The following is a 20,711-nucleotide window of genomic DNA, read 5'->3' on the forward strand; positions in this document are numbered from 1 at the left end:
AGAACTTAACTTAACCCTAAATTTAATTAAAATCAAAGCGTAATCCTAATGAAACGTTGTTTTGATCTATATTATTGTTCTTGAACATCGGATTTAAGTCATATTTAACATATAGACTGGTTTGACCATATCCTAAATAAGCGCTTAACCCGTATGTAAAGTCAGAAACATTGAAATCTCCTTTTTGTTTTTCTTTTACTTTAATGTCGTCTGCTTCGTATTTTAAAATTTGCTTTGTTTTGATACGAACACCTCCATAACCTCCAATTCCTAATCGAACTGACTCGTGTGTTCTGAAATAAGTCTTTGTTCCATCTTTTGAAAGTTTCTTAGGCGTAAAGTCGAATTCTAAATGCAATGGCGCTGTTAAATAGACATTTCTAAAACGCGATTCATCTAATTTTACAGTAGATGTAACTAAATCTGTTTGATCTCCGTTTTTTACAAAATAACGATTATCCGTTGGGCGAAGATTATTATACATTAATGAAAGTCCGTATTTTGCGTGAAGCAAATTATTGTTTTTGAAAATTCTTGAATTATAAGTAATTCCCCATTCGTAAAAATGCGAACCCCAAACTCTGTAATCTGAATCTTCTAAATTTTCGCCTTCAGTAATTACGTTATTTAAGCCAAAGGCAAAAACAAATTGCGAGGTTGTTCTTTTGGATTTTCTTTCCACTTTGTCTTTTTCACCCGTGTATATTTTCATAGAACCTAAGTTGATTTCAGTTCTATTTTCTCCAATAGAATCATCTTTATTGCTTCCTAAAACAATCTTAGTCCCTCCTCTTTTTGGCTTATCATCAGAATCTGCGATTTTTCCATCTACTTTATCTTGAACCAATTGCGCTAATTTTGCTTCTTCAATTGCTACTTTTGTTTCTATGTTATTGGCACGTTCTTGAGCAATATTCGTTTTTAATTCTTGTGCTTTTTCAGCTGTAATTTTACCTTCGCTTACTTGTACATCAATGGCTTCAACTTCTTTTTTCAATGCATTTTTCTCTTCGGTAGTAATCATTTCAATGCTGTTTGCAATTGCTTTAGCTTTATCTTCAAATGAAATACTTTTTGAATTTCTACCTTTTATAATTCCTGTTTCTGAAACAGAATCTTCTACAATTTCAAGTTGAATATCTTTAAACCAAATTTGACCTGTTCCATCCAATAAAACTCCGTAAGAAAAATCTGTTGCATCTTGAGGCACAAATAAAACAACTTCGTATTTAGTCCAATCATTTGTTCCTTCAATAGCTCTATTTTGCATATTATCAAAAGAAAGAACTTTATCATTATAGTAATCGATACGCATCCAAAGTCCAGCCCAAGATTTCACTTTTTCACTTTTGACATAACCCGTCATTTTGATAGTTTTACCTAAATATAAATCAGGTTTACTCGATTTCATTAAAGTTCCAAAACCATCTATCTTTTTATCGATAGATCGTATAGTAAAAACTTCTTGCTCGTTAGAAGTTGATTTTTTTGACAAACCCATTTCATAACTCTCGGGCTTAGTTCCGCGTGCCATCCACTCGGTTGATTTTTCTATGGTTTCTAGCTCCTGAGCAACTGCCTTTGTTAGGAAACTAAACACAATAACAATTGTGTACAAAATAATTTTTTGCATGACTGTTTGATTTTTAATTAATGATGATTTTTATTTATTCGTAATTTCTATTGGCTAATGCTGATTTAGCATCTTGAAATTTTCTATTTAATTTATCCAAAGTAGTTTCTCTGTAGTTTTCATCTAATTCTTTCTCAACATTTGTTAGCAACGAATTAGCATCTACTTTCATTTTAGTTTTTGGGCTTATTTTTTTATCTGAAGTGATTACTTTTTCACCTGTTTGAACTTCGGCTAATAAATTTTCTGGAGAAACGTATTTGTATGAGTTTGGTGATGGATGATGGATGATGGATGATGAATTATCTTTAGTTATATCCTCCTCTTTTGTCAATTTATCTGTCTCTTCAGATTTTTTATTTGTTTGCGTTTTTGAAAAACTCACTTCATTTTGAACTAAAACGGGTTGCTCTTTTTCAACTGAAATTTCATCTATTTCATTAGTTTCAACCGTATCAATTTCTTCGTTTATAGTAGTTACAATTGGTGTTGAATTATTAATTTCGGTTTTTTCGTTTGAATTGAAAAGGAAAAATCCCAATCCGAAAAAAAGTATCGTAGAAGCGGCTACAAAGAACCATCCGTAACCTTTCTTTGGTTTTTTTTCTTCTGAAACCGCAAGCATAGCATCCAATCTATCCCAAGCTTGAGCAGAAGGCTGAATCTCTCTAGCATTCAGCTTTTCTCTTATTTGATTATCTATTTTATTTGGTTTCATAAATTTCATTTTATTTTTTATAGGTAATTTATGCAATCGCCTTTAATTCATTGGTGTTTGTTTTCAACAAACTATCTTATAGTGGCGATGCCATTTAATTTGTTTTTTAAGTCGGTGATTTGTTGTTGCAATAACTTTCGGGCGTGTGATAATTGCGATTTTGATGTTCCTTCACTTATTTTGAGCATTTCAGCTATTTCCTGATGTTTGTAGCCTTCAATCGCATATAAGTTAAACACCATTTTATAACCGTCGGGCAAATTGTCAATCATGTTTTGAATGTCATCAACTGAGAAATCTTCCATTTCATAAACCGATTCATTCTCGCTTATCATAACATCATCTATATCCTGGTGATTGAAATTATTCTTTTTCACCCGAAGAAAATCGATACATTCATACACCATAATTCTTCGAATCCAACCTTCAAAACTACCTTTGTGTTCAAAATTTTTCAAATTGGTAAACACTTTCATAAATCCGGTAATCATTACATCTTCTGCGTGGTGAATGTCTTTTATGTATTGGCGACACACACTTAACATTTTAGAAGAAAACTTGGCATAAATTTGCTGTTGTGCTTGTCGATTGTTTTCGACAGCCAACTTAATGAGTTGTTTTTCTTCTTGATGTAATTGAATTACTTTCATTTTCAAGTTCAATGTCAAGTTCAATATCAAAATCAAATTTATACTATTTGAAATTGATTTTTGTTCTTGCTCTTGTTGTTGAATTATTGCTTCTAATTATATAGACGAGAATGATTTTAAAATGGTTGTATGAAATATGAAAAAAATTATTTTTTTCTTTCAATCACGTAATTTACCATTAAAATAAGGGAATCTTTGTATGGAGATGTTGGGAAATCTTGTAATAACGAAAGTGCTTCTTGCTGAAATTGCACCATTTTTTCTTCGGCGTAAGTTAATCCGTTTTTGTCTTTTACAAATTGGATAACTTCTTTTACGCGCTTTTTATCTTTGTTGTGATTTTTAACCGAATTGATTACCCAGCTTTTTTCTTTTGGGGAACAATTATTCAATGCATAAATCAAAGGCAATGTCATTTTTTGTTCTTTGATGTCGATTCCGGTTGGTTTTCCAATGGCATCATCGGTGTAATCGAATAAATCATCTTTGATTTGAAACGCCATTCCAATAAGTTCTCCGAATTTGCGCATTTTTTCAACCAAAACAGCATCTTCTGGAGCCACTGAACAAGCACCAAGTGAACAACAAGCCGCAATTAAAGTAGCGGTTTTTTGTCGAATGATTTCGTAGTAAATATCTTCAGTAATATCTAATCTTCTCGCTTTTTCGATTTGAAGTAATTCACCTTCACTCATTTCGCGAACAGCTACTGAAATGATTTTTAGCAAATCGAAATCGTTATTATCAATAGAAAGCAACAATCCTTTTGACAACAAATAATCCCCAACTAAAACAGCAATTTTGTTTTTCCAAAGCGCATTTAAAGAGAAAAATCCACGACGTTTGTTGCTGTCATCAACCACATCATCATGTACTAAAGTTGCCGTATGAATCAATTCAATAACCGAAGCACCACGATACGTTCGTTCATTAATAGTACCACCCGAAACCATTTTGGCAGTCAAGAAAACAAACATTGGTCGCATTTGTTTTCCTTTACGATTTACAATATAATGTGTGATTCTGTTTAATAAAGCCACTTTTGAAGACATGGAATCGCGAAACTTCTCTTCAAAGAGTTCCATTTCATTTGCGATGGGTAGCTTTATTTGTTCGGTTATTTTCATTGAGATATCAAAAGTACGAAAACAATTGCTAAAGGCAAAAATTTAAGATTTATTCGCCAATTGTCCACAAGCCGCATCAATGTCTTTACCGCGACTTCTTCTTACTTTAGCCACAATATTATTTTTTTCTAAAGCAGTTATGTAAGCATTAGTTGCTTCTTCAGATGCTTGTTGAAACATGCCATCATCAATTGGATTATATTCAATCAAATTTACTTTACAAGGAACATATTTGCAGAATTTCACCAAAGCATCAATCGATCTTTTATCGTCGTTGATTCCCTTCCAAACCACATATTCGTAAGTAATTTTACTTTTTGTTTTTCTGTACCAATATTCCAAACTCTCTCGCAAATCGGTTAAATGAAAATTTTTAGTAAACGGCATGATTTCATTTCGAATTTCTTCCACAGCGGAATGCAAAGAAACCGCTAACTTGAATTTCACCTCGTCATCTGCCATTTTTTTTATCATTTTCGGAATTCCAGATGTGGAAACGGTGATACGTTTTGGCGACATACCTAAACCCTCAGAAGATGTAATCATATCAATCGCTTTCATTACATTTGGATAATTCATCAAAGGCTCACCCATCCCCATAAAAACAATATTGGACAATGGTCGGTCGTAATACAAACGACTTTCATTATCAATAGCAGCAACTTGATCATAGATTTCTCCTGGTTCCAAATTACGCATACGTTTTAATCGAGCTGTTGCACAAAAATTACAATCTAAACTACAACCTACTTGGGAAGAAACACATGCAGTAGTTCGAGTTTCTGTAGGAATTAAAACCGATTCTACAATTAAGTCATCGTGCAAACGAACGGCATTTTTAACGGTTCCATCTTCACTACGTTGTAAGGTATCAACTTTAATGTGATTGATTACAAAATTAGCTTCTAACATAGCACGCGTTTCTTTAGACACATTGGTCATATCTTCAAAAGTATGAGCTCGTTTTTGCCATAACCACTCATACACTTGGTTACCACGAAATGCTTTGTCTCCGTTAGCAACAAAGAAGTTACGCAATTGTTCTTTTGTAAGTGCTCGTATGTCTTTTTTCTCGATTTGCATGGTGCAAAGTTAGGTTAAAATGTCAAAACGTTTAATTGTTAATTTGTATTTTTGTCAAAATTTGATTTTATCATGCATTTCATATCTGAAGATTTAGAAGATTACGTTGCCAATCATTCACAAGCAGAACCTGAATTATTAGCGAAATTAAATAAAGAAACCTACCAAAAAATCATGCAACCTCGTATGTTGAGTGGTCATTTTCAAGGTAGAGTTTTGAGTATGCTTTCAAAAATCATTCGTCCGAAACATATTTTGGAAATAGGAACCTATACAGGTTATGCGGCGTTATGTCTAGCAGAAGGAATGGCTGAAAACGGAACTTTAGACACCATTGATATTGAAGAAGAATTGGTTGATTTTCAGCGAAAATATTTTGATGCTTCGCCATGGAAAGACCAAATTTTTCAACACTTAGGTGATGCGGTAGCTATTATCCCAACTTTAAATAAAAAATTCGATTTGGTTTTTATTGATGCTGATAAAGAAAATTATGTGAATTATTTCCATTTAATAGTTCCCATGATGAATAAAGGTGGAATTATCTTATCCGATAATGTATTGTGGAGCGGAAAAGTTTTAGAAGAAGTAAAACCAAATGATAAAAGCACACCTGTTTTATTAGAATATAATCAATTGTTAAATACCGATCCAAGAGTGGAAACGGTCTTATTGCCTATTCGTGATGGTTTAACCGTTAGCCGAGTTTTATAATGACTTTTAAAGAAAAAATAAACCTATTTAGAAAAAGTATTACAAAAAACCTCTTTGTAAAAACAATTAACGAAACAAAATCAGTACAAAATAGCATTAAAAATCCCTCTGAAATAAAGAGAATACTAATTGTTAGACCTAATCACAGATTAGGAAATCAACTTCTAATCACGCCTTTATTACAAGAAGTAATTACTACTTTTCCTGAAGTAAAAATTGATCTTTTTCTGAAAGGTAATCTTGGTCCAATACTTTTCAAAAACTATCCCGAAGTAAATAAAATAATTGCGTTACCTAGAAAACATTTTAAAGAAATTATAAAATACTTAGGCTGTTGGTTTTACTTACGCAAAAACAATTACGATTTAGTCATTAATACCGTTAGCTACTCATCTTCTGGATCAATTGCTACTAAGATAACAAAATCAAAATATAAAGTATTTGGAAAAATTAAAGATTTAGATTCTTCTGTTCATAGCGATTATATGCATAATGCAAAACGTCCTATTTATGATTTTAGAGACGAAATCAAAGCATTAGGGATAGAAATTCCAAATAATAAAATTCCTAAAATTGATATTCGACTAAACTCAGATGAATTAAAAAAAGGAGCAGAAGATGTATTTGAAATTACTGGAAACACAAAAAAAACCATTTGCATTTTTACTTATGCTACTAATGAAAAGATTTACTCAAAAGAATGGTGGAATGCTTTTTATGAAATTTTAAGAAAAGAATGTAAAGACTATAATATCATTGAAGTTTTACCCGTTGAAAATGTTTCACAAATCGACTTTAAAACACCTAGCTATTACAGTAAAAACGTCAGAGAAATTGCCGCCTTTATAGCAAATACAGAACTTTTTATAGGTGCTGATAGTGGCATTATGCATTTATCAAATGCTACTAATACAACTACTATTGGGCTTTTTTCAGTAACAGACAAAAATTTATACCAACCTTATTATAATAATAGTTTTGGGATAGACACTAATGGAAAAAAAATTGATGCAATTTTAAAAGAAATCAAAACCGTTATTCCGTAATAATTCCTGTATTTAATTCGTATCGTTTGACTACATAATTGTATAGTTTATAAAACGAAAATCCGAAAAGTCCACCAAAGAAATAACCTGTTAAAATATCTCCAGGATAGTGTAATCCTAGATAAATTCTACTAAAAGCAAAGATTAGTGGAAACAAAAACAGTAAATAAGTGTGTTTGTAATATTTTCGAATAATCAAAACTATAAAAGTTGTTGAAGCCATAGAATTTGCAGCGTGACCAGAGAAGAAACCAAAAGATTTTCTAGTGATAACTTCACGCATTAAACCATCAAATTCGGGATTATTACAAGGGCGTAAACGTTCGAATGAATATTTGAATAAATTCGTAATTTGGTCAGTAAAGGTTAACAATACCGTTAAAAAAAGGATAATAATTCCCAAACCTTTCCAACCTAATTTCTTTTGAATTAAATAAAAAACTCCAACAAAAAGAGGTGACCAATAGATTTGTTTGGTGATAATTTTCCAAAAACCATCAAATGGTTCAGAACCCAATCCGTTTAAAAAAAGGAATAATTCTTTATCTAAGTTTATTAAGTGCTCCAAAATTACATTTGTCTTTTTATAGGTCCGGTAATATTTTCAATATCTTCTTTAACTTGCTCTAAAGGGTTTTGAACATCTAAATTAATGTTTTCCATAGGATTTACCATTTTAGTAATCCCTTCTTTTGCTTTAGCTATTTCTTCAGAAACTCCACCAGTTAAAGTATTCATATCTAATCCTGCTTCTTGAGTTCCTTTTTGGATTTCACTCTTAATTTCGTTGGTAGCATTTTTTAATTGCGCCATTCCTTTACCTAAAGCACGAGCAATATCTGGAATCTTATCTGATCCAAATAACATCAAAACAACTAAAATGATGAAAAACAATTCACCTCCTCCAATTCCAAACATTGTATATTTTTGAAAATTAACTTCGCAAAGTTACAAAGTTTTACACCTACTTTATCTTAAAGTAATCAAAAAAAAAGACTATCCGAAGATAGTCTTAATTCTTATTTTTTATCTAATGTATCAAATTTTGATACTATTTCTACTTTAGGCCAGTAATTGTTTTCAACATCTACATCGGCTGTTTCTAATTTAGGATCCAATTGAATTTTAACAACTTTTTTCTCTGTTGCAAAAACACGTTTTGCAGTATCATTGTTTCTTCTCCAAATTTGAGCAGGGAATTTTTGAATTTCGCTTGTTCCATCTTCAAATTGAAGCTCTACGATGATTGGCATGATTAATCCTCCTGGTTTTTCAAACTCTACTTCATAGAAATATTTAGGAGATTTTAAAGCATTCTTTTCTTCAGCTGTATAATTTTTATTTACATAGTCAGAAAGTGCTTGAACACTATTAACATCCATTGCTTTTTTTAATTCAGGTTTAAAATCAGGTGCATCTTCAGCAACTAAGTACAACATTGGTTCTCCATCGCTAATTTTTCTTCCTCTTCTATTAAACATAGCCTGAGTTTCTTTTGAAGCTTCTGTAGAAACATAATATTGTTTTACAGTTTTCACACCAATATCGGTATAATCTGTTGAATAGAACCAACCTCTCCAAAACCAATCTAAATCAACTGCAGAAGCATCTTCCATTGTTCTAAAGAAATCTTCTGGTGTTGGGTGTTTGAATTTCCAACGATTCGCATAAGTTTTGAATGCATGATCAAATAATTCATGACCCATGATAGTTTCTCTCAAGATATTTAAACCTGTTGCTGGTTTTCCATAAGCATTAGCTCCAAAGTTGTAAATATTTTCAGAATTTGACATAATAGGCTCTAAATATTTTTGATTTCCTTTCATATAAGGTACAATATTTTTAGCTGGACCTCTAGATGCAGGGAAATTTGGATCGAAAGAAGTTTCTGTTAAGTATTCTAAGAATGTATTTAAACCTTCATCCATCCAAGACCATTGTCTTTCATCAGAGTTTACGATCATTGGGAAGAAGTTATGTCCAACTTCATGAATAATAACACCTAACATTCCATATTTAATTCTATCACTTACGAAACCTTTTTCATCAGGACGACCGTAGTTCCAACAAATCATTGGATATTCCATTCCTTGATCTTCTGCAGAAACTGAAACTGCTTTTGGATAAGGATAATCAAATGTAAAATGAGAATACGTTTTTAAAGTATGTGCTACCGCTTTTGTAGATAAATCACCCCAAAGTGGATTTGCTTCTTTTGGATAAATTGAAATTGCTAATGGTTTGTTAGTTGGTAAATCAACTGCCATGGCATCAATTATAAATTTTCTTGAAGTTGAGAAACCAAAATCACGAACGTTTTGTGCTTTAAATTTCCATGTTTTCTTTTTATCTGAAAAGCTACTCTCTTTAGCAATCGCTTCTTCTTGGGTAACAATTACTACTGGCTTATCAAAAGTTTTTTCTGCTAATTCCCATCTTTTTACTTGTTCTGCGGTAAAAACTTCGCTTCTGTTTTGTAACACTCCTGTTCCTTCCATAACGTGGTCAGCAGGAACTGTAATATTTACTTCGTAATCACCGAAAGCTAAAGCAAACTCACCTCTACCCCAGAATTGCATGTTTTGCCATCCTTCTACGTCATTGTAAACAGCCATTCTTGGGAAAAACTGCGCCATTACATACAAACGGTTTCCATCAGGAAATTGCTCATATCCAGAACGACCATTATTGGCTTGTTCCTGATAATTTACAATATTGTACCACCACTTGATTGAGAAAGAAACCTTTTCGCCATTTTTTAATGGTTTAGGTAAATCAATACGCATCATGGTTTGATTGATGGTGTATTTCATTGGATTCCCCTTAGCATCTTTAACATATTCGATATTAAAACCTCCTTGAAAAGGGCTTCCCATGTATTTTTTTGCAAAACCACTTGTTGAAATCGCCTTGTCCATGTTTTGATTTTCTACTAAAGGCGTTTTAGAATCAGGTCTTTCGATATTTTGGTCTAATTGTACCCATAAATATTCTAACGATTCTTTAGCGTTGTTGTGATAAGTAATGGTTTCAGAACCATAAAGTTTTTTATTCTTATCATCTAACTCCAAATTCATTACATAATCTGCCTTTTGTTGATAATAAGCTGGTCCTGGAGCTCCAGAAGCGGTTCTAAACATATTAGGAGTTGCCATTTCGTCATACATTTGACGGAATTTATTCTCATTATAATGTCCAGGTTCGCGCTTTTTTTCTTCTGGTTTAACATCCTGAGCGATTGCTCCGAAAGTTACTGCTAAAGTCAAGAAAGCACTAAGTACAATTGATTTTTTCATAATATTTCAATTCTTTTAATAGTCAATTTTTTGTTGCGTATCACTATTAGTAAACAAAAAGCTATTTTTGTTACTATTAATATTTACATGAACAATATTTTGTTGCTCTTTATAAATATCTATTAATAATGAATTAAAGATTTCGAAGGTATTTATTTTTTTTGATATAGCAATTTTAGTATAAAAAATTAACACATCGCCTTCCACTTCTCTAGTTAAATAAACAATCTCTTGAGGTTTTTTATTGATAGAAATTTTAATATTTTCTTTAAGATATGTTTTAATTAATGTTTCAGCTTCGGGCAACTCTTTTGTTGAAGTTAAATACACTTTTTTCTTGTATTTTTTCTCCAAAGCTTTTTCCAAATCATCAATAAAAATTCGATGGGTAATTTCTATTCTTTTTTTATTTGGCACATAGTCGATTTGGGTTACCGAAACATAAAATTTGTGCCAAGCAAATGAGCTCAATAAAACTACTAAAACAATTGGAGTAAAATATCGTAAAAAGTTCTTCTTCATGTGGTAAAAATAGCAATTATTCTTTTTGATTTCCTAATTTGTATTCTTTTGCTTTTATAGTTAAATATTGAATTAGTTGTAATTCATATTCAGGTTTTAAAAACAATGATAAATCTTTAATTGGCATTTCGGCATATTGCAAAAACATTGGAATATCTTCATGCTTAATTTTCAAGGTTTCTGTAAAGAAATTATGTGTAAAACGTTCAAACATATGATCCGAGAATGATTTTGTTTGAATATCACGTTGTCTTCGTTCCTCAAAAACAAACTCTGAGTTCTTTTTTGGATTAGCTTTTATTCCGAGTAATTTCCCAATACCTTTACCTATTAACTTTAAATCAAAATTAGAACCATTAGGAGCTAATGGATTGTAAATTGCAGTATTTACAGGTGTTCCTAAACGAACATCATCCTCATAATATTTCACTGCCTTAGCATCAATACCACTGAAAGCTTCTCCATAAACCTGAATTCGTTTGGTATCTTCTTTTAAAGCTCCAGTTAAAGTGTAAGGAGTAATTTCTACTTCATTAAGCTCAGTAATTTTTAAATGCAATCTAATCTCAAGTTCTTCTAACCAAAAATCTTTTTCAGTTAGCACATATTTTTTAGAATCATAGGAAAGTCCCTGAATATACAATGTATCCGTTGCTTTTGCTTTAATCGAAAACTTTCCATCAACATTTGTAACAGCGCCAATATTTGAGGTGATGTTGAAAACCGTTAGATTTTCCACTTCAATGGAATCTGCTACTATTTTTCCTTTCAAAATTTTTCTCTCAACTTCTTGGGAAAAGAATAATTGACTAAAAAGAAACACAAAAAATAAAATCGGTTTATTTCTCATTCTTAAAGGATGTTGAAGCTTTTAACTCATTTATTTTTAAATATTCCACAGCAAGTTCTGATAGAATAAAAGTTGCCATTGTTTTATTTTTATCTTTCATTGCCGTAACAAATCGGCTATTCTCAACTACATAAAATAAAAAACCATCTACATAATCTACAGGAATTTTTAAAACATCCGTAAAATATTCTTTTTGATAATAATCGGCCGTTACATCAATTAAAAACTCTTTTTTCTCTACTTCAACTTCTTTTTTAAGCATTCTTGTTCTACCAGAAATCCAGTTAAGCAAAGGATCTAAACCTATTTTTGTGTTAGTACCATATAGTCCATCAAGATCGCTTGCCGCTTTAAGTTTTCGTTCTGCCGGTGTGTAGGTTTTTTGATTTTTTGGAATAATTCCTAAAGAAACTGCATTAATATTTTTATACTGAACAATCGTAACTTCTTCCAATTCATTAAGCTTAGATTTCATTTCTACAAACAACAAATTTTCACCAAAATCATCTTTTTCAATGATATGCTTTGTTGCAATTAAATGAATTGCGCTAAATTGTAACGTATCACCAATTGCAACTCGAATAGCAAAATAACCTCTATCATCGGTTGCAATTCCGATTCCTTTATTTAAATTTAAAATATGGATTCCTTCTAAACTACTAGAAGTAGAAACTACTTTTCCTTTTATAATTGTATCAGATTGAGCCCAACCCAACAAAGAGAAAAACATAAAAAAAAGAAGTAATCGTTTTATCATAAAGGAATTGTTTATTTGATATGTAAATGTAATTGGTTCTCTTCAAAATGAAATCCTAACAAGATGATAAACTTATGTTAAGACAAATTTGGTAGTTTTGTAAAAAAATAATCCATGAAAAATATAATTATTGCCAGCACTTCTACTTTACACGGAGGTGAATATTTAGACTATTTATTACCTGAATTGCAATCGTTCTTTTCTAATGTAAAAGAATTACTTTTTATTCCATATGCAAGACCTAGCGGAATTTCGCACGATGATTATACTAAAAAAGTTAGCGAAGCTTTTGTTAAAATTAATATCTCCGTGAAAGGAATTCACGAATTTGAAAACCCAATCGAAGCCCTTGAAAAAGCACAAGCAATTTTTACGGGTGGTGGAAATACTTTTTTATTGGTAAGTCAATTATATAAAAATAACGTTATTGACACCTTAGAAAAAGTAGTCAAAAACGGAACACCTTACTTAGGAACAAGCGCTGGTAGCAATATTTGTGGTTTAACAATGAGCACTACTAACGATATGCCAATTGTGTATCCGCCAAGTTTTAGAACCTTGGGATTTGTTTCATTCAATATCAATCCACATTATTTAGATCCGATTGAAGGTTCAACTCACATGGGTGAAACGCGTGAAACTAGAATCAATGAATTTCATCATTTTAATCCACAACCTGTTGTAGGATTAAGAGAAGGAAGTTGGTTAGAAGTGAAAGGCGATTCTGTAAAATTAAAAGGAACTTTAACAGCAAGAATTTTCAAGAGAAACGAAACTCCTTTTGAAGTAGCTCCAGAAACCGAATTAAACGAATTGAAATAAAAAAAGCCTTGCAAATGCAAGGCTTTTTTTTGTGGAGCGGAAGACGAGGCTCGAACTCGCGACAACCAGCTTGGAAGGCTGGAGCTCTACCAACTGAGCTACTTCCGCAGGTGATAATTTTTAAAACTTTATCTTGTTTTAGAGCGGAAGACGAGGCTCGAACTCGCGACAACCAGCTTGGAAGGCTGGAGCTCTACCAACTGAGCTACTTCCGCATAACAAAAGCGTTAACTTTTGTGGGTGCAAATATACTTTAAAAGTTTTGGTAATTGCAAATTTTTTTTGATATTTTTTTCAAAGCTATTGTACTAACTTTACCCTAGAATTAAAGCTTTTCCCTAAAATATTAACTATTAATTAGTTATATAATTATGAAAATAAAAAAAATCAGTTCGATTGAAACATATCCTGTACGACATGAAGTTTTAAGAAAAGGAAAACCAATCGAAACTTGTCAGTTTAAAGGCGATGATGATGAAAATACGACTCATTTTGGATTGTTTTTAGAAAACAAACTTGTTGGAATCATCTCCATTTTTAAAGAAAACAATACTTTATTTCCAGAATTAAATCAATTTCAAATTAGAGGAATGGCGATTTTAGAAGTGTTTCAAGGAAAAGGATTTGGAGCCGAATTAGTAAAAGAAGCTGAAAATCATTGCATTAATTTGAATGCCGATTTAATTTGGTTCAACGCACGAGAAAACGCGGTTCCGTTTTACAAAAAATTAGATTATAAAATTATTGGCGATTCTTTTCTTATTCCTGATGTTGGCATTCATTTTGCGATGTACAAGAAAATGCACCGAGAAGATTTTCAATAATTCTTCTTATATTTATATCAGAATTGCTGCTCTCTATGAAAAAAATTACTTTTTTATTTCTTATACTCTCTGTTATTTCTTGTAAAAAGGAACCCTTACCTATTGCGTTTGACAATAGTATTATAAAAGATACCGTTTTAAATATTATTATTAGACCCGTTCATCCTGATTTACTAAGCAATAAATCCGACAGTATAAAATTGTACTATCAAAAAATGAATTTTCATGAAATTTGGTATTTAGATGAAAACCGAAAGGATTTGATTAATGAAATTAAGTTTTGCTATCAAGAAGGTTTAAATCCTGAAGATTATGAAATTAAAATTATTGAAGATTTAGAAAGCAAAAGAGCAAAATTAAATGATGAAGACATTGTAAAATACGACATTCTACTTACCGAAACCTTTGAAAAATTAGCCAACCATCTCCACAAAGGAAAATTAAACCCAAAAGAATTATATACCGATTGGGATTTAAAACCAAAAGAAATAGCACTTTCTCCATTATTAGAAAAAGGGATTAAAGAGAAAATGATTGCATCAACCTTTAAAGATTTAAAACCGAATCATATTGTTTACCAATTACTTAAAAAAAGTTTAGTTGAAATTGATAAATTTCCAAACGTAACCTTTGAAAAAATAATTACAAAAAACAAAATTGTTGTAAACGACACTTTACCTGAAATGGTAAAAATTAAAAAGAGATTGGCGTATTGGAAAGATTACAAAAACAAAGATAGCATCATTACTTGGGCTTACGATACTTTGACTCTTAAAGCAGTAAAACGCTTTCAAGCACGTCATGGATTAGCTCCTGATGGCGTTATCGGAATTGGAACACTTAGAGCTTTAAACACCACTAAAAACGAACGAATTGAACAAATATTTGCCAATTTAGAACGTTGGCGTTGGTATCCTTCCGATTTAGGCGAAAAATATTTGATTGCCAATATTCCAGATTACATGTTGCATTATGTAAAAAATAATGACACGATTGCTTCACATCGAATTGTGGTGGGAACTCCAAAGAGAAAAACTCCAATTTTGAGTTCCAAGTTATCTAATTTTGTTTTCAATCCAACTTGGACAATTCCGCCTACTATCATCAAAGAAGATTTAACTCCTGAGGCATCAAAAAACCGAAATTATTTTCCATCAAGAAGACTAACAATATACAATAGTCATGGAAAAGAAGTGAGTCCATACGAATGGAATCCGGCAAAAGCAAACAATTACAAATACGTTCAAAAACCCGGTTATAATAACTCATTGGGGTTGGTGAAATTCAATTTTGTTAACCGCCATTCCGTTTATTTACACGACACCAATCATCGCGATTATTTTGTAAAAACGTATCGTTCATTAAGTTCGGGCTGTGTACGAGTTGAAAATCCATTGGTTTTAACCAAACAAATATTAACTGAAATCAATCCAGAAAAATGGAGCGGAGGCGAAATTGATTCCATTCTGAAACAAGAAAAAACAAAAACAGTGTCTATTAAAGACACTGTGAATGTATATTTGTTTTATTGGACGAGTTGGATTGAAAATGACAAACTGCAATTTAGAGATGACATTTACGAACTCGATAAAGCATTATTTCAAAAACTAAGGAATCGCGATTAATAAAACTTTGCGTTAGCAAAACCAATAAAAAAAGCGATTACATAAATAACAACTTGAAATCAAATCCACATTTATGAAACTAGTTTAGATTTTGCCACATAAGCTCTTGATGGGTGATAAATGAAAATACAAGATTTTCCTTTGATCGTTTCTATTAATTCTTTGTGTATTTCATAAGGAACAGCAGGACAACCTTGACTTCTTCCTAATCTTCCCGTATTTTTAATAAACGATTTACTTACATAATCAGCTCCGTGAACTACAACTGCTCTATTTCTAGCGTTATCGTTAATTCCATATTCCATTCCGTCTAAACGTAAAGACAAACCGTGTTTTCCTGTGTAAGTTTCACCAGTGATATAAAAACCTAAACTACTTTTAAAAGATTCGCTTGCATTAGAAAAATCAGTTGCATATTCAGAACCCGAATTTCTTCCATGAGAAACTAATGATTTTAAAATTACTTTTTGTGTTTTCATATCAACAACCCACATTCTTTCTTGAGATGATGACAAGCTAAAATCAACTATGGTTAAAATTTCATTTTGAATTTTCCCCAATTGCTTTAATTGCTCATATCCTTCAAAAGCTGCAATAAAACTTTCAAAAGAAGGTAAAGAAAAACCATTGGCATCAATAACTGAGTAAAATGATTTAGTCTTAGCTTCAAAAGTAGCTTTCGCATTTGCAGCAATTAATTTTGGATCTGTTGATGTAACTTCATTCTTAGTGCCTTCTGTTGTATTTAAAGGCTTGAACGAAAAAACGCAAAATAAAATTAGGGGCAAAAATCTGTAAATCATTGTTAATCTTGTAGTTATATTATTGTTGTGATGTGCCAAATATATTTATTTTTTTTAAACCTGCAAACTTTTTTATGCATTTTATCGAAAATTTTAACCTTTCGTCGATTATTCCCACAAAAGTTAAACATTATATAAAAAAAGTAGACATATAAAGTAATCCAATATTTTTGCAATCAAAATTCATTACATGACAAACAAATTCGGCATCACTATATTTATTTGCTTCACAAGCTTTCTTTTGTCATTTTCACAAACAAAAAAAAGTGTATCTACAAAGAAAACAACTGAAACCATTTCAATTGATGCTGAATTAAACGAAGCTTCGTGGAAAGATGCTGAAATCGCTACCGACTTTGTTTCTCTAGAACCTAAAAACGGAACACCAATTCCAGAAGAATTTAAAACCGAGGTTAAAATACTATACTCAAACGATGCTATATATATAGGTGCAAAATTGTACGACCCAAATCCAGAGAAAATTTTAAAAGAATTGGTAGAACGCGACGAAATTGGCACTTCGGATTTTTTTGGGATTTTTATTAATGGTTACAACGATGGCCAGCAAGAATTTAGATTTTTCGTTACTGCTGCCAACGGACAAATCGACACCAACTTTACTTCTGCGGAAGGTGAAGATGGTTCTTGGAACGCTATTTGGGAAAGCAATGCAAAAATTACGGATTTTGGCTATGTGGTTGAAATGAAAATTCCTTATGCCGCACTACGTTTTCCTGAAAAAGAAAAACAAACTTGGGGACTTAACTTTTTTAGAGAAGTTAGAAGAGAACGTCAAAAATACACTTGGAGTCCTATTGATAATAAAATTGGAGCCATTTCGCAACAAGCCGGAATTTTAACTGGAATCGAAAACATCAAAACCCCTACCCGATTGTTCTTAATACCTTATTCTTCCTTTTATCTTTCAGGAAGTGACGCTCAAAAAACAAAAGGCGAATTAAAAGGAGGATTGGATGTTAAATATGGAATTAATGACGCTTTTACTTTGGATGCGATTTTAGTTCCCGATTTTGGTCAAACTAAATATGATAATGTAATTTTAAACTTAGGTCCTTTCGAACAACAATTTAACGAAAACCGTCCTTTCTTCACAGAAGGAACTGACTTATTTAGCAAAGGAAATTTATTGTATTCGAGAAGAATTGGACAAACCCCTGATTTGAATTTAAACATAGCTGCAAATGAATCGGTAGCGTATCCCGGAGCTGTAAATTTATTAAATGCAATGAAAATTTCAGGTCGCGATAAAGATGGTTTGGGAATTGGTTTTCTTAATGCAATCACTGAAAAAACAATGGCAACCGCAACAAACTCTATCGATAATTCAACTCGACAAGTAGAAGTTTCTCCTTTGACAAATTATAATGTGATGGTTTTTGACCAACGATTTAATCAAAATTCATCGGTAACTTTCATCAACACAAATGTAACACGAAACGGAAGTTTTAGAGATGCCAACGTAACCGGATTATTATTCGACTTGAACAACAAAACCAACAAATACAATCTTTCTGGAGGATTAAAATCGAGCAGTATTAATGATGTTGAAAATAAAAACGGTTATAATGCATCGTTATATTTTGCAGAAACAAACGGAAAATTTAGATATAGTTTCGGAAGCGAATACATGTCAAAAGATTTCGAAATAAACGATTTAGGAATTAATTTCAGAACCAACTATTATTCGTTTTCTGGAAACACCAACTTTCGTATCCTAAACCCAAATAAAACTTTCAACACCTTCAGAATTAACTTAAATTCTTACTTTGAATTTTATACGCCAACAAACCAAATTCAAGCGAGTAATTTCAATGTTAACTTAAATTCTACAAACAAGAAAAATCATTATTTTGGCGCTGGAATCAACTTTAACCCTTTCAAAAATTACGATTATTACGAACCGCGTGTTGCCGATAGATATTTCGTAAATCCTACAAATATTGGTGGATTTTTATATTTTTCATCGAATTACAATTATAAATTTGCTGTAGACATCAATCCCTATATAACCCACGTTATAAACCAAAACAGATATGAAGCAGGGATAAATGTTAGTCCAAGATATCGATTTAACGACAAATTTTCTTTATCATACAGTTTTGATTATTTCAAACAGCAAAATGACATTGGTTTTATTGATTTTGAAGGCTCAAATATCATTTTTGCCAGAAGAAATAGAGATACTTATACGAATTCAATATCTAGTAAATTTTCGATAAGCAGCGTGATGAATTTTAATTTATCGGTTAGACATTATTGGTCTTTGGCTGAAAACAACAAAATCAACAACTTAAATGAAGATGGAAGTTTAGCACTAAACACCACTTATACAGGTAATAAAAACTCAAACTTTAGCACTTGGAATTTAGATTTAAGTTATTCATGGTGGTTTGCTCCAGGAAGTCAAATGTCGATTTTATACCGAAATAATGCTGCAACTTTTGACAGAACTATTAATAAAAATTTCAATTCGAATTTTTCTAATTTATTACAGGACAATTTGAATCATATTTTATCAATAAGTGTTCGTTATTTTATCGATTACAACCAAGCCAAAAACTGGATTAGAAAAGGTTAAACCACTTAATCGTTTTCGTAATTTTAAGTCGGATTTTCATCTAAAAATTTACCAATTGTTTATCTTTGTACAAACACACAAAAATGAACAAAAAAGTAATTTTAATGATATTGGACGGTTGGGGAAAATCGCCCGATCCAAAAGTTTCTGCAATAGACAACGCCAACACACCTTTCATTGACAGTTTATATACCAAATACCCAAATGCACAATTAAGAACCGATGGTTTAAACGTAGGTTTACCCGATGGTCAAATGGGAAATTCAGAGGTAGGTCATATGAATTTAGGCGCTGGAAGAATCGTTTACCAAGATTTAGCCAAACTGAATTTAGCGGTTGAACACAAAACCATGAGTCAAGAAAAACCACTTATGGATGCTTTCGATTATGCCAAAAAGAACAATAAAGCAATTCACTTCTTAGGATTAGTTTCAGATGGTGGCGTGCATTCTCATACTTCGCATTTAAGAGGTTTGATTGATGCTGCTCAAGAAAGTGGTGTTCAAAAAATGTTTGTTCATGCCTTTACCGATGGTCGTGATGTAGATCCAAAATCAGGAGCAAAATACATTTCTGATTTAGAAAATTATCTTCAAAATACCAATGCAAAATTAGCTTCTGTAATTGGAAGATACTATGCAATGGATAGAGACAAACGTTGGGAAAGAGTAAAATTAGCTTACGATTTAGTAGTAAATGCAGAAGGAAATCACTCAAAAAATGCGGTTACGACTATCAACGAAAGTTATGCAAATAATGTAACCGACGAATTTATCCAACCTATTGTGATGGTGGATAAAAACAACAATCCTGTTGCGAAAATTCAAGACGAAGATGTGGTTATTTTCTTCAATTTCAGAACCGATAGAGGAAGAGAATTAACCGAAGTTTTATCGCAAAAAGACTTCCACGAATTCAACATGCACAAACTGAATTTGTATTATGTTACGATGACCAATTACGATGAAACCTATGAAAATGTTCACGTAATTTACGACAAAGACAACATTACAGAAACACTTGGCGAAGTTTTAGAAAAAGCCAATAAAAAACAAATTCGTATTGCTGAAACCGAGAAATATCCGCACGTAACCTTTTTCTTTTCTGGCGGAAGAGAAGAACCTTTTGTAGGTGAAACGCGTATTTTGAAAAATTCTCCAAAGGTAGCTACTTACGATTTACAACCTGAAATGAGTGCTTTCGAATTAAAAGATGCTTTAGTTGAAGAACTTAAAAAAGGTGAAGTTGATTTTGTCTGTTTAAACTTTGCTAATGGTGACATGGTGGGTCATACAGGTGTAATGGAAGCAGCAATTAAAGCTTGCGAAGCCGTTGATGTTTGCGTTAAAGAAGTGGTTGAAACCGCTTTAGAAAACAATTACACCACAATAATCATTGCCGACCATGGAAATTGCGAAACGATGATAAATCCAGATGGTTCGCCAAATACAGCACACACTACAAATCCAGTTCCAATTATTTTAGTTGATAAAGAATTAAATAACATTCAAAATGGTGTTTTAGGCGACATCGCTCCTACTATTTTAGAGTTAATGGGAATTAAAAAACCAGAAGTAATGACTTGTAAATCATTATTATAAATAACGACTCAAATAAATTTAAAAAAGAGATTCATTAACTT

Annotated in this window: 19 protein-coding genes and 2 tRNA genes; 7 read left to right on the plus strand and 14 right to left on the minus strand. The window is 31.8% G+C overall.

Translation table 11 applies throughout. The features are described 5' to 3' along the window. Nucleotides 1–22: 22 nt before the first annotated feature. From BP92_RS0100490 to rlmN, 5 genes are all read right to left on the minus strand, one after another. Complete coding sequence (locus tag BP92_RS0100490) at nucleotides 23–1,633, minus strand: hypothetical protein (RefSeq protein ID WP_051604333.1); 1,611 nt, start codon at nucleotides 1,631–1,633, stop codon at nucleotides 23–25. Between the two features lie 34 nt (nucleotides 1,634–1,667). Next, nucleotides 1,668–2,351 (minus strand): hypothetical protein, encoded by a 684-nt coding sequence (locus BP92_RS0100495; RefSeq protein ID WP_150111841.1) that lies wholly within the window; start codon nucleotides 2,349–2,351, stop codon nucleotides 1,668–1,670. A 71-nt stretch (nucleotides 2,352–2,422) separates the two neighbouring features. Then, on the minus strand, nucleotides 2,423–3,001 hold the full coding sequence (locus tag BP92_RS0100500; protein ID WP_026724236.1) for an RNA polymerase sigma factor: 579 nt from the start codon (nucleotides 2,999–3,001) through the stop codon (nucleotides 2,423–2,425). A gap of 146 nt (nucleotides 3,002–3,147) precedes the next feature. Next, nucleotides 3,148–4,128: a polyprenyl synthetase family protein gene (locus BP92_RS0100505; RefSeq protein ID WP_026724237.1), complete on the minus strand. Its 981-nt coding sequence runs from the start codon at nucleotides 4,126–4,128 to the stop codon at nucleotides 3,148–3,150. Between the two features lie 42 nt (nucleotides 4,129–4,170). Continuing rightward, the gene (gene rlmN / locus BP92_RS0100510) at nucleotides 4,171–5,211 is read right to left on the minus strand and encodes a 23S rRNA (adenine(2503)-C(2))-methyltransferase RlmN (RefSeq protein ID WP_026724238.1); all 1,041 of its coding nucleotides are present in this window, start codon (nucleotides 5,209–5,211) and stop codon (nucleotides 4,171–4,173) included. 72 nt (nucleotides 5,212–5,283) lie between these two features. On the opposite strand from rlmN, the gene BP92_RS0100515 reads away from it, so the two are divergent. Further along, nucleotides 5,284–5,925, plus strand: a complete 642-nt coding sequence (locus BP92_RS0100515; RefSeq protein ID WP_026724239.1) for an O-methyltransferase — start codon at nucleotides 5,284–5,286, stop codon at nucleotides 5,923–5,925. After that, nucleotides 5,925–6,971, plus strand: coding sequence for a glycosyltransferase family 9 protein (locus BP92_RS0100520; RefSeq protein WP_026724240.1), 1,047 nt, complete (start codon nucleotides 5,925–5,927; stop codon nucleotides 6,969–6,971). The genes BP92_RS0100515 and BP92_RS0100520 overlap by 1 nt, the downstream gene beginning before the upstream one ends. On the opposite strand, the gene BP92_RS0100525 is transcribed toward BP92_RS0100520, so the two are convergent. The 6 genes from BP92_RS0100525 to BP92_RS0100550 form a co-directional block, all read right to left on the minus strand. After that, entirely contained in the window at nucleotides 6,961–7,539 is a 579-nt protein-coding gene (locus tag BP92_RS0100525) for a phosphatase PAP2 family protein (protein ID WP_394331849.1), read from the minus strand. The genes BP92_RS0100520 and BP92_RS0100525 overlap by 11 nt on opposite strands. 2 nt (nucleotides 7,540–7,541) lie before the next feature. Continuing rightward, nucleotides 7,542–7,889, minus strand: coding sequence for a Sec-independent protein translocase subunit TatA/TatB (locus BP92_RS0100530; RefSeq protein ID WP_026724242.1), 348 nt, complete (start codon nucleotides 7,887–7,889; stop codon nucleotides 7,542–7,544). Between the two features lie 101 nt (nucleotides 7,890–7,990). After that, nucleotides 7,991–10,267 carry a M1 family metallopeptidase gene (locus BP92_RS0100535; protein WP_026724243.1) on the minus strand — a complete coding sequence of 759 codons (2,277 nt, stop codon included), beginning with the start codon at nucleotides 10,265–10,267 and terminating at the stop codon, nucleotides 7,991–7,993. Between the two features lie 15 nt (nucleotides 10,268–10,282). Then, complete coding sequence (locus tag BP92_RS0100540) at nucleotides 10,283–10,789, minus strand: DUF6702 family protein (RefSeq protein WP_026724244.1); 507 nt, start codon at nucleotides 10,787–10,789, stop codon at nucleotides 10,283–10,285. 16 nt (nucleotides 10,790–10,805) lie between these two features. Beyond that, on the minus strand, nucleotides 10,806–11,639 hold the full coding sequence (locus BP92_RS0100545) for a hypothetical protein (protein WP_026724245.1): 834 nt from the start codon (nucleotides 11,637–11,639) through the stop codon (nucleotides 10,806–10,808). Beyond that, nucleotides 11,629–12,396: a peptidase associated/transthyretin-like domain-containing protein gene (locus BP92_RS0100550; RefSeq protein WP_026724246.1), complete on the minus strand. Its 768-nt coding sequence runs from the start codon at nucleotides 12,394–12,396 to the stop codon at nucleotides 11,629–11,631. Before BP92_RS0100550 ends, BP92_RS0100545 begins: the two co-directional genes overlap by 11 nt. A gap of 114 nt (nucleotides 12,397–12,510) precedes the next feature. Here BP92_RS0100550 and pepE point away from each other — a divergent pair, with 114 nt between their 5' ends. Continuing rightward, a complete protein-coding gene (pepE, locus tag BP92_RS0100555) occupies nucleotides 12,511–13,218 on the plus strand; it encodes a dipeptidase PepE (RefSeq protein WP_026724247.1) in 708 nt (235 codons plus the stop codon). Between the two features lie 32 nt (nucleotides 13,219–13,250). On the opposite strand, the gene BP92_RS0100560 is transcribed toward pepE, so the two are convergent. Both BP92_RS0100560 and BP92_RS0100565 read right to left on the minus strand, forming a co-directional pair. Continuing rightward, nucleotides 13,251–13,326 (minus strand) — tRNA-Gly (locus tag BP92_RS0100560). Between the two features lie 34 nt (nucleotides 13,327–13,360). Then, nucleotides 13,361–13,433 (minus strand) — tRNA-Gly (locus BP92_RS0100565). A gap of 156 nt (nucleotides 13,434–13,589) precedes the next feature. Between BP92_RS0100565 and BP92_RS0100570 the strand changes: the two genes are divergently transcribed. Both BP92_RS0100570 and BP92_RS0100575 read left to right on the plus strand, forming a co-directional pair. Beyond that, nucleotides 13,590–14,042: a GNAT family N-acetyltransferase gene (locus tag BP92_RS0100570; RefSeq protein WP_035692572.1), complete on the plus strand. Its 453-nt coding sequence runs from the start codon at nucleotides 13,590–13,592 to the stop codon at nucleotides 14,040–14,042. A gap of 35 nt (nucleotides 14,043–14,077) precedes the next feature. Beyond that, nucleotides 14,078–15,667, plus strand: coding sequence for a L,D-transpeptidase family protein (locus BP92_RS0100575; RefSeq protein ID WP_026724249.1), 1,590 nt, complete (start codon nucleotides 14,078–14,080; stop codon nucleotides 15,665–15,667). 71 nt (nucleotides 15,668–15,738) lie between these two features. Here the strand turns inward: BP92_RS0100575 and BP92_RS0100580 are convergent, their stop codons facing one another. Further along, nucleotides 15,739–16,470 (minus strand): murein L,D-transpeptidase catalytic domain family protein, encoded by a 732-nt coding sequence (locus tag BP92_RS0100580; protein ID WP_026724250.1) that lies wholly within the window; start codon nucleotides 16,468–16,470, stop codon nucleotides 15,739–15,741. A 190-nt stretch (nucleotides 16,471–16,660) separates the two neighbouring features. On the opposite strand from BP92_RS0100580, the gene BP92_RS0100585 reads away from it, so the two are divergent. Together BP92_RS0100585 and gpmI are read left to right on the plus strand one after the other, a co-directional pair. After that, nucleotides 16,661–19,069, plus strand: coding sequence for a DUF5916 domain-containing protein (locus BP92_RS0100585; RefSeq protein ID WP_026724251.1), 2,409 nt, complete (start codon nucleotides 16,661–16,663; stop codon nucleotides 19,067–19,069). Between the two features lie 83 nt (nucleotides 19,070–19,152). Next, nucleotides 19,153–20,670, plus strand: coding sequence for a 2,3-bisphosphoglycerate-independent phosphoglycerate mutase (gene gpmI, locus BP92_RS0100590; RefSeq protein WP_026724252.1), 1,518 nt, complete (start codon nucleotides 19,153–19,155; stop codon nucleotides 20,668–20,670). Nucleotides 20,671–20,711 lie beyond the last annotated feature (41 nt).

Source organism: Flavobacterium sasangense DSM 21067, from assembly GCF_000686885.1.
GTDB classification, from domain to species: Bacteria; Bacteroidota; Bacteroidia; order Flavobacteriales; family Flavobacteriaceae; genus Flavobacterium; species Flavobacterium sasangense.